This is a genomic window from Pseudomonas sp. PS01303, assembly GCF_029959385.1.
Lineage (GTDB): Bacteria > Pseudomonadota > Gammaproteobacteria > Pseudomonadales > Pseudomonadaceae > Aquipseudomonas > Aquipseudomonas rustica.
The window spans coordinates 1-9,309 of the sequence record NZ_JASCPK010000187.1 but is presented as its reverse complement, the minus strand read 5'-3'; the positions used below and the strand labels follow the sequence as shown (position 1 = coordinate 9,309).

The 9,309-nt window shown below is 60.2% G+C and carries 8 protein-coding genes and 1 pseudogene; 6 read left to right on the top strand and 3 right to left on the bottom strand.

The features are described from left to right. Nucleotides 1-99, top strand: a pseudogene (locus QMX93_RS27995) (metal ABC transporter ATP-binding protein); the annotation flags it as partial. A gap of 8 nt (nucleotides 100-107) precedes the next feature. Here QMX93_RS27995 and QMX93_RS27990 read toward each other — a convergent pair. Continuing rightward, complete coding sequence (locus tag QMX93_RS27990) at nucleotides 108-1,019, bottom strand: LysR substrate-binding domain-containing protein (protein WP_282358754.1); 912 nt, start codon at nucleotides 1,017-1,019, stop codon at nucleotides 108-110. Nucleotides 1,020-1,127: 108 nt separating this feature from the next. On the opposite strand from QMX93_RS27990, the gene QMX93_RS27985 reads away from it, so the two are divergent. Continuing rightward, entirely contained in the window at nucleotides 1,128-2,369 is a 1,242-nt protein-coding gene (locus QMX93_RS27985) for a D-amino acid dehydrogenase (protein WP_282358752.1), read from the top strand. 51 nt (nucleotides 2,370-2,420) lie between these two features. Further along, a complete protein-coding gene (locus QMX93_RS27980) occupies nucleotides 2,421-3,323 on the top strand; it encodes a transporter substrate-binding domain-containing protein (RefSeq protein WP_212550141.1) in 903 nt (300 codons plus the stop codon). A gap of 81 nt (nucleotides 3,324-3,404) precedes the next feature. Here the strand turns inward: QMX93_RS27980 and QMX93_RS27975 are convergent, their stop codons facing one another. Next, on the bottom strand, nucleotides 3,405-4,124 hold the full coding sequence (locus QMX93_RS27975) for a 16S rRNA (uracil(1498)-N(3))-methyltransferase (RefSeq protein ID WP_282358748.1): 720 nt from the start codon (nucleotides 4,122-4,124) through the stop codon (nucleotides 3,405-3,407). A gap of 136 nt (nucleotides 4,125-4,260) precedes the next feature. After that, complete coding sequence (locus QMX93_RS27970) at nucleotides 4,261-5,667, bottom strand: adenosylmethionine--8-amino-7-oxononanoate transaminase (RefSeq protein ID WP_282358747.1); 1,407 nt, start codon at nucleotides 5,665-5,667, stop codon at nucleotides 4,261-4,263. A gap of 222 nt (nucleotides 5,668-5,889) precedes the next feature. Here QMX93_RS27970 and QMX93_RS27965 point away from each other — a divergent pair, with 222 nt between their 5' ends. The 3 genes from QMX93_RS27965 to QMX93_RS27955 all read left to right on the top strand — a co-directional run bounded on the left by QMX93_RS27965 (nucleotide 5,890) and on the right by QMX93_RS27955 (nucleotide 9,150). Continuing rightward, the gene (locus QMX93_RS27965) at nucleotides 5,890-7,653 is read left to right on the top strand and encodes a flavin monoamine oxidase family protein (RefSeq protein WP_282358746.1); all 1,764 of its coding nucleotides are present in this window, start codon (nucleotides 5,890-5,892) and stop codon (nucleotides 7,651-7,653) included. Between the two features lie 338 nt (nucleotides 7,654-7,991). Next, on the top strand, nucleotides 7,992-8,543 hold the full coding sequence (locus QMX93_RS27960) for a cytochrome b (RefSeq protein WP_053124660.1): 552 nt from the start codon (nucleotides 7,992-7,994) through the stop codon (nucleotides 8,541-8,543). A 31-nt stretch (nucleotides 8,544-8,574) separates the two neighbouring features. After that, nucleotides 8,575-9,150, top strand: coding sequence for a YceI family protein (locus tag QMX93_RS27955; RefSeq protein ID WP_282358743.1), 576 nt, complete (start codon nucleotides 8,575-8,577; stop codon nucleotides 9,148-9,150). The last annotated feature ends 159 nt before the right edge of the window (nucleotides 9,151-9,309 follow it).

Sequence of the window (9,309 nt, the reverse complement as noted above, 5' to 3'; positions counted from 1 at the left end):
CTCCAATCCCCTGTGGGAGCGAGCCTGCTCGCGAAGGCGTCAGTTCAGGCAACATCTTTGTTGAATGAAACACCGCATTCGCGAGCAGGCTCGCTCCCACATTAGTTCTATGCAGGGTTTAGGTTATTGAGTTGATCTTGCGCGCGATCGCTGAAAATTTTCAGCAGATCGTTGAGGGTATGCGGCGGTGGTTCGCTGGCGCGGGTCACGGCGTACAGCGTGATCGGCAGCGGCGGGGCCAGCGGGCGAATCGTGGTAGTTGCCGATGAAGCCCCCAGCGCAGTAAACGGATCAATCACCGCCACCCCCGCACCGGATTCCACCATCGCCCGCGCCAGTGAATACGTCTGCACGGCGATCCGCACCAACGGCGGCGGTTCGACCGCTTCCAGGTAACTGTCGAGCCGCGCCGCCAGCGGATCGGCACTCGACAAACCAATCAACGACGCCCCCGCCAGCGCCATCAACGGCAGAGGTTTTCCTGCCTCTTCAACCGGCCAGAAATCTTTCGGTGCCAACGCCACCAACACCCCTGACGCCAGCGCCTGCGCCTTCAGACCCGGGTGATCGGGCAACTGCAAGGTCAGCGCAACATCCACTTCACGCATCAACAAATTCTGCATCAGCTCACGGCTGTGCGCGCTGGACAGTTCGCAAGCGATGTCCGGGTAGCGCGTTGTCCACTGATGAATTGCCGGCGGCAGCAGCGACAAGGCCAGCGCCGGCGTCGCGCCGATGCGCAAACTGTGTCCCGGCTCGCGACGCAGGCTTTGCGCCAGACGCCGCACGCCTTGCAGGCTTTCCGTGACCTTGTCGACTTCGCGCTCCAGCTCCAGCGCTTCCGGGGTCGCCTGCAACTTGCCACGTACGCGCAGGAACAACGGAAACCCCAGTTGCTGCTCGGCGTGCTGCAACACTTTGCTCACCGCCGGTTGCGAGACGTGCAGCAACTGCGCGGCGCCGCTGACCGAGCCGGTCTGGCGAATGGCCTGGAAAATCTCGATGTGACGTAGACGCATGGCGAGTCCATAACCTTTGTTTATGGTTAAGGCATCTTTATTCATTGTCCGGCGGCTGTCACCTGGCTCTAACCTCGGATGCGTCTTTAGCAGGATTCAGAGGCAGCAATGGCTCAGCGTGTGTGCATCATCGGCGGTGGCGTGATCGGTCTGGCAACGGCGTATGCGCTGGTGCGCGACGGTTTTGAGGTGACGGTGATCGAGGCGCGGGATTCCCTCGGCAGCGAGACCAGTTTTGCCAACGGCGGCCAGTTGTCCTATCGCTACGTCGCGCCGCTGGCCGATGCCGGGGTGCCGGTGCAGGCGATTGGCTGGATGCTGCGCGGCGACTCACCGCTCAAGCTGCGTCCGCGTCTGGATCCAGCGCAATGGCGCTGGATGGCGGCGTTTATTGCCGCCTGTCGCACTTCGGTCAACCGTGAAAATGCCGCGCATCTGCTGCGTCTGGCGCTGTTCAGTCAGAGCACGCTGAAGCGCTGGCGCGAGGACGATGGGCTGGACGGATTCAACTGGCGGCGCAACGGCAAACTGGTGACCTTCCGCAATGCCGGCAGCTTCGAGCATGCACGCAATGGTCTGGCCGATCCGCAGCAACAGCAGGTGATGTCCGCCAGCGAATGCGCGCAACTGGAACCGGCGCTGGCCGATGCGCCGTTCGTGGGTGCGATCTATACGCCGGAAGAAGAGGTCGGCGATTGCCACGGTTTTTGTCAGCAACTGGCGGCGCGATTGAAGGCGTCCGGGCGTTGCGAGTTTCGCCTCGGCCAAGCGGTGACCGCGATTCGGCACAGTAACGGCGCGGTCACCGCTATCGAGTTGGGCGGTGAAACGCTGCCCGTCGAGCAACTGGTGATCGCCGCCGGCCATCGCAGTTCATTGCTGGCGCTGCCCGGTTTGCGTTTGCCGCTGTATCCGTTGAAGGGCTACAGCCTGACCGTGCCGATCGGCAGCGAGCACCGCGCGCCGGACGTGAGCATCACCGACTACGACCGCAAGATCGTTTACGCGCGCATCGGCGAACAACTGCGCGTGGCGGCGATGGTGGATATTGTTGGCTTCGATCCGGCGGTCGATCCGCAGCGATTGGCGCTGATCAAACGTCAGGCCCGCGACACTTTTCCCGAGGCCGGAAACTACGACGCCGCAACCGAGTGGGCTGGTATGCGCCCGGCGACGCCAACCGGTGTGCCTCTTTTGGGCGCCACGGCCTATCGCAATCTGTGGCTGAATCTCGGTCACGGTGCGCTCGGTTTTACTCTCGCGTGCGGCAGCGGGCAGTTGCTCAGCGAGCTGATCGGCCAACAACACACGTCAATTGATCTGCACGGTTTTAATCCCCGTGCGGCGTGATTGATCAACGCTTTACCGTTCAAACAACCACACCGACAACGGAGAATAACAATGCAAAAAATCACGTTGCTTGCCTGTACGTTGGGACTGCTGATCGGCAGTCAGGCCCACGCCAATGAGGCGCCGCTGACCGGCACGCTCGGCAAGATCGCCAGCGCCAACAGCATCACCCTGGGCTATCGCGACGCCTCGGTGCCGTTCTCTTACGTGGGCGATAACACCGGCAAACCGATGGGTTATTCGGTGGATCTGGCGGGCAAGATTGTCGAGCGCATTCAGCAGCAACTGGCGCGGCCGGATTTGAAGGTGAAGTACAACCTCGTCACTTCGCAGACACGGATTCCGCTGGTGCAGAACGGCACGGTCGACCTTGAGTGCGGCTCCACCGGCGTCACCGCCGAGCGGCAGAAACAGGTGTCGTTTTCCTATGGGTTCATCTACGTCAAAGGCCAGTTGCTGACGGCCAAGGACAGCGGCATCAAAAGCTTCGACGACCTGCGCGGCAAGAACGTGGTGACCACGGCGGGCACGACCAACGAGCGCTACCTGAAGAGCTACAACCACGATCACAAACTCGATATGTCAGTGATCAGCGCCAAGGATCATGGCGAGGCGTTCCAGATGCTCGAGTCGGGACGTGCAGCGGCGTTCTATATGGACGACGCGCTGCTCTACGGCGAGCGGGCCAAGGCGCGCGATCCGCATAACTGGGTGGTGGTGGGGGAGGAGCAGTCGCGGGAAATCTACAGCTGCATGGTGCGCAAGGATGATCCGCAGTTTCTGGCGCTGGTGAATGGCGCGTTGGCGGATCTGTATCGTTCGGGGGAGATCAACGGGATTTATCAGCGCTGGTTTGAACAGCCGATCCCGCCGAAGGGGTTGAACCTGGAGTTTCCGATGACCAGCGAGTTGAAGGCGATTATTGCCAAACCGGTGAGTGATCCGGTTCAGTAAAATCAAAAGATCGCAGCCTGCGGCAGCTCCTACAGGGGAATACTGTGTAGGAGCTGCCGAAGGCTGCGATCTTTTAGGGCCCTAAAAATCACCCCATAACTGCTGAGCCACCGCCAATGCAACCACCGGCGCAGTCTCTGTGCGCAATACCCGCGGCCCAAGCCGGGCCGCATGGAAACCGTTGCCCTTGGCCTGCTCAACCTCAGCATCCGTCAACCCGCCCTCAGGCCCGATCAGAAACGCCAGCGTCGCCGGTTTGGCATGACTCACCAACGGCTCCGCCACCGGGTGCAGCACTAGTTTCAACTCGGCTTCGGTCTGCTTGATCCAGTCTGCCAGCAACACCGGCGGATGAATCACCGGCACTCGCGAACGACCACATTGTTCACACGCGCTGATCGCCACCTGACGCCAGTGCAGCAGGCGTTTATCGGCGCGTTCGTCCTTGAGGCGGACTTCGCAGCGGTCGCTGAAGATCGGCGTGATTTCATTCACGCCGAGTTCGGTGGCTTTCTGAATCGCCCAATCCATGCGCTCGCCACGGGACAGACCCTGACCGAGGTGGATGTGCAGCGGCGATTCAACCTGACCGGCGAACTGCTCGTTGATCTGCACGGTCACGCGCTTCTTGCCGACTTCCAGCAGGACGCCGCGAAACTCATGGCCGGAACCGTCGAACATCTGCACCGCATCGCCCTCGGCCATTCGCAGCACGCGGCTGATGTAATGCGCCTGGGCCTCCGGCAATTCGTGTTCGCCGGTGCTCAGGGGGGCGTCGATAAAGAAGCGGGACAGTCTCATTTCGGGTCTCTCAGATTAGATCGTTCCCACGCTCTGCGTGGGAATGCCTCAATGGACGCTCTGCGTCCGCTTTGGGACGCGGAGCGTCCCGGGCTGCATTCCCAAGCGGAGCGTGGGAACGAGCGAGTAAACCGGATCAACCCGGATCGCGGAAACCGGGGTGGAAGTCTTTTGGCACGGCGACGCTGACGCTGTCACGCGTAGCAATGTCGATGCCTTCGCTGGCGACTTCGGCGAGGAAGTCGATCTGCTCCGGGGTGATCACGTACGGCGGCAGGAAATACACCACGCTGCCCAGCGGACGCAGCAACGCGCCACGCTCCAGCGCATGCTGGAACACCTTCAAACCGCGACGCTCTTGCCAAGGGTAGGCCTCTTTGGTGGCTTTATCCTTGACCATCTCGATGGCCAGCACCATGCCGGTCTGGCGCACTTCGGAGACGTTCGGGTGATCGACCAGATGCGCCGTCGCCGAGGCCATGCGCTGCGCGAGGGCCTTGTTGTTCTCGATGACGTTGTCGTGCTCGAAGATATCCAGCGTCGCCAGTGCCGCCGCGCACGCCAGCGGGTTGCCGGTGTAGCTGTGCGAATGGAGGAAGGCCCGCAGGGTTGGATAGTCGTCGTAGAACGCGCTGTAGACCTCATCGGTGGTCAGGCACGCCGCCAAGGGCAGGTAGCCGCCGGTCAGGGCTTTCGACAGGCAGAGGAAGTCCGGGCGAATGCCGGCCTGTTCACAGGCAAACATCGTCCCGGTGCGACCGAAACCAACGGCGATTTCGTCGAGAATCAAATGCACGCCGTAGCGATCGCAGGATTCACGCAGCAACTTGAGATACACCGGGTGATACATGCGCATGCCGCCAGCGCCCTGAATCAACGGCTCGACGATCACTGCCGCGACGCTGTCATGATTCTCTGCCAGGGTCTGTTCCATGGCCGCAAACATGTTGCGCGAGTGTTCTTCCCAGCTCATGCCTTCGGGGCGGCCGTAGCAATCCGGGCTCGGCACTTTGATGGTGTCCATCAGCAGCGCTTTGTAGGTTTCGGTGAACAGCGGCACGTCGCCGACCGCCATCGCCGCCATGGTTTCGCCGTGGTAGCTGTTGGTCAGGGTGACGAAGCGCTTTTTGTTCGGTTGGCCGCGATTGAGCCAGTAGTGGAAGCTCATTTTCAGCGCGACTTCGATGCAGGACGAACCGTTATCGGCGTAGAACACCCGGTTCAGGCCTTGCGGCGTCATCTTCACCAGACGCTCGGACAGCTCGATCACCGGTTGATGGCTGAAGCCGGCCAGAATCACGTGCTCCAGCTGATCGACCTGATCCTTGATGCGCTGGTTGATGCGCGGGTTGGCGTGGCCGAATACGTTGACCCACCACGAGCTCACCGCATCGAGGTAACGCTTGCCTTCGAAGTCTTCGAGCCACACGCCTTCACCGCGCTTGATCGGGATCAGCGGCAGCTGTTCGTGGTCTTTCATCTGGGTGCAGGGATGCCACAACACCGCGAGGTCACGTTGCATCCACTGGTTATTCAGGCCCATTTACAGTCTCCTCGAGGCGGCTCGCGTCAGGCGCGGGCAAACAATCGCGCAAGCCTATGCAATGCATCGCGCGGGAACAACCCATTGTGTCGATTGAGCTACTTTGTATGAGCCGATAGACGTCGCTGGCGGCGTTTTGATGGCTAACGTATTCTTCGCGGTTCTTTGGGTCGTCTGACCCGCACAACTGCTTTTTTCTGTGGTATTTCCGGAGTTCGCTGAATGTCTGTCGGTTGGCTGCGCGCCTGTGCGCTGGTGATGTTGGGGCTGTTCAGCGTTACGGCGCTGGCCAAGGATAAAACTGCAATCGTGATCGGCGGCGGCCTGTCGGGTCTGACCGCCGCTTACGAACTGCAAAACAAGGGCTGGCAGGTCACGCTGCTGGAAGCCAAACCGAGCATGGGCGGGCGCTCGGGCATGGCCACCAGCGAGTGGATCGGCAACGACAAGACGCAGCCGGTGCTGAACAAGTACGTGTCGACGTTCAAGCTGGGCACCACGCCGGCGCCGGAATTCGTGCGTACGCCGAGTTATCTGATCGACGGCGAGTATTTCTCCGCTGCTGATCTGGCGACCAAGCAACCGGCCACCGCTGAAGCGATCAAGCGTTACGAAAAAACCGTCGATGACCTGGCGCGTTCGATCGATGATCCGCAAAACCCGGCCGCGACCAACACCCTGCACGCGCTGGATCAGATCACCGTGGCGAGCTGGCTCGACCGGCAGAACCTGCCGGCCACTGCGCGTCAGTTGATCAACCAGGACATCCGCACTCACTACGACGAACCTTCGCGTCTGTCGCTGCTGTACTTCGCGCAGCAGAACCGCGTTTATCGCGGCGTTTCCGACCGTGACCTGCGTGCTTCGCGTCTGGTCGGCGGCAGCCAGGTGCTGGCGCAGGCGTTCGTCAAACAGATCAAAACCATCAAGACCAACTCGCCGGTATCGGCGATCGTTCAGGACAAGGACGGCGTGACCGTCAAAGTCGGCAGCGTTGGTTATCAGGCTGACTACGTCGTGTTGGCCGTGCCGCTGCGTGCGCTGAACAAGATTGCCCTGACGCCGGCGCTGGACGCCCAGCACATGGCCGCCATCAAAGGCACCAACTACGGCTGGCGCGACCAGATCATGCTGAAGTTCAAGACGCCAGTGTGGGAACCCAAGGCGCGCATGTCCGGCGAGATCTACAGCAACACCGGTCTCGGCATGTTGTGGATCGAACCTGCGCTGAAGGGCGGCGCCAACGTGGTGATCAACCTGTCTGGCGACAATGCCCGCGTGATGCAGGCGTTCGGCGACAAGCAGATGGTCGATCAGGTACTGATCCGTTTGCACGCGTTTTATCCACAGGCCCGTGGCTCGTTCACCGGTTATGAAATCCGTCGCTACAGCACCGACCCGTCGATGGGCGGCGCTTACCTGGCTTACGGCCCGGGCCAGATCAGCAAGTTCTGGCGCCTGTGGGAACGTCCGCTGCAACGCGTAGCGTTCGCTGGCGAACACACCGACACCTTGTACCCGGGCACGCTGGAAGGCGCACTGCGCACCGGTCAGCGTGCGGCCAGTCAGGTTGAAGATCTGGCGGCGGGAAAATCGTTTGAACCGGTGAAAGTGGTGCCGGCTGCAGCAGCGGCGGCGGGTGCCGTGGCGGCGAAGAAGGGCAACTTCTTCAGCAACCTGTTTGGTGGTTCGGATGACGAGAAGAAGCCTGAGCCAGTGAAGGCGCCAGAGCCGGCTCCTGCTCCGGTCGCACCAGCACCTGCGCCGACTCCTGCAGTTGCGCCAGCACCGGTGGAAGCACCGAAGCCTGCGGCACCGGTGAAGGCTGAGCCAGCGAAGAAAGCGGCGGCCAAGCCTGCGGCGAAGAAGCCGGCGGCTAAAACCGAAGCGAAAAAGCCTGCGGCGAAACCGGCAGCGAAGAAGGCTGAGCCGGCGAAGAAGCCAGCGGCCAAGCCTGCTGCAACGACCGAGACCAAGGCGCAGTAAGCCTTGCGGTGAATGAAGAGGCGCGGCGTTTATGCCGCGCTTTTTTTTGCCTGACAGTCAGCATTCGCGAGCAGGCTCGCTCCCACATTTGACCGAGTACTTTCAATAGGAATGAGATCAACTGTGGGAGCGAGCCTGCTCGCGAAGGCGCCCGCTCAGACAACACAAATCCATTGCTTAGAAACAACATCCCGCCACACTTTCCCCGTTAATCTTTCCTTAACACGCCACTTACAGACTCTTGATCGTATTTCTCGATATTTCAAAGCGAAATTTTCCGCTTTAATTCGATAGATAACTCGCTAGTCTTGGTTCGCAGTTCTCACAGGATTTGGGCAATGCAGCTACGTAACTCTTCTTCGCGCTACGGTTGGGTCAGCATCTTCATGCACTGGGGCGTGGCGCTGGTGGTCTTCGGATTGTTTGCGCTGGGTCTGTGGATGGTCGGGCTGGATTACTACAGCAGCTGGCGCAAAGAGGCGCCGGATCTGCACAAGAGCATCGGCCTGGTATTGCTGGCCGTGATGGTGTTACGGGTGCTGTGGCGCTTTATCAGCCCACCGCCGCCGACGCTGCAAAGCTACAGCCGCATGACCCGTCTCGGCGCCAAGTTCGGTCACGGGTTTCTGTATCTCGCGCTGTTCGCTGTGATGATTGCCGGTTACCTGATTTCCACCGCAGACGGTGTCGGGATCCCGGTGTTTGGCCTGTTTGAAGTTCCTGCACTGCTTTCCGGGCTACCGGATCAGGCAGATACCGCTGGGGTGATTCACTTGTGGCTGGCGTGGATACTGGTAATTTTTTCCGGTCTCCATGCGTTGGCAGCTTTGAAGCACCACTTTATCGATCGTGATGTGACCCTGACGCGAATGCTCGGTCGCAAAGCCTGAAATTCAACCTCGACTCAAAGGAAAAGAAAGCATGTTGAAAAAGACTCTGGCCGCTCTGGCAATCGGTTCTGTACTGCTCTCGGCTCAGGCCATGGCAGCGGACTACAAAATCGACAAGGAAGGCCAGCACGCCTTCGTTGACTGGAAAATCAGCCACCTGGGTTACAGCTTCATCCACGGTACCTTCAAAGATTTCGACGGTACGTTCTCGTGGGATTCGGCCAAGCCTGAAGCCAGCAAGATCGCTGTAGACGTGAAAACCGCCAGTCTGTGGTCGAACCACGCTGAGCGTGACAAGCACATCGCCAGCAAAGACTTCCTCGATGTTGGCAAGTTTGCTGATGCCAAGTTCGTCTCCACCGCCGTTAAATCGACCGGTGAAAAGACTGCTGACGTGACTGGCGACCTGACCCTGCATGGCGTGACCAAGCCTGTGACCTTCAAGGCCACGTTCAACGGCGAAGGCAAGGATCCATGGGGCGGCGAGCGTGCTGGCTTCAACGCCACCACCACCCTGAACCTGAACGATTTCGGGATCAAGGGCCCAGGTCCTACCTCGCAAACTGCGGATCTGGACATCTCGCTGGAAGGCGTGAAAGTTAAGTAACTTTCCCCCACCACCAAAAACGCCCCCGGTTGAAAGGCCGGGGGCGTTTTTTATTGCCCGCCAAAACACAATTCTCCCCTGTAGGAGCTGCCGAAGGCTGCGATCTTTTGATCCTGGCTTTTTTGCAGATCAAGATCAAAAGATCGCAGCCTTCGGCAG

Coding starts and splice junctions, on each gene's coding strand:
- QMX93_RS27990 (WP_282358754.1), bottom strand. CDS start 1,019: ATGCGTCTACGTCACATCGAGATTTTCCAGGCCATTCGCCAGACCGGC.
- QMX93_RS27985 (WP_282358752.1), top strand. CDS start 1,128: ATGGCTCAGCGTGTGTGCATCATCGGCGGTGGCGTGATCGGTCTGGCA.
- QMX93_RS27980 (WP_212550141.1), top strand. CDS start 2,421: ATGCAAAAAATCACGTTGCTTGCCTGTACGTTGGGACTGCTGATCGGC.
- QMX93_RS27975 (WP_282358748.1), bottom strand. CDS start 4,124: ATGAGACTGTCCCGCTTCTTTATCGACGCCCCCCTGAGCACCGGCGAA.
- QMX93_RS27970 (WP_282358747.1), bottom strand. CDS start 5,667: ATGGGCCTGAATAACCAGTGGATGCAACGTGACCTCGCGGTGTTGTGG.
- QMX93_RS27965 (WP_282358746.1), top strand. CDS start 5,890: ATGTCTGTCGGTTGGCTGCGCGCCTGTGCGCTGGTGATGTTGGGGCTG.
- QMX93_RS27960 (WP_053124660.1), top strand. CDS start 7,992: ATGCAGCTACGTAACTCTTCTTCGCGCTACGGTTGGGTCAGCATCTTC.
- QMX93_RS27955 (WP_282358743.1), top strand. CDS start 8,575: ATGTTGAAAAAGACTCTGGCCGCTCTGGCAATCGGTTCTGTACTGCTC.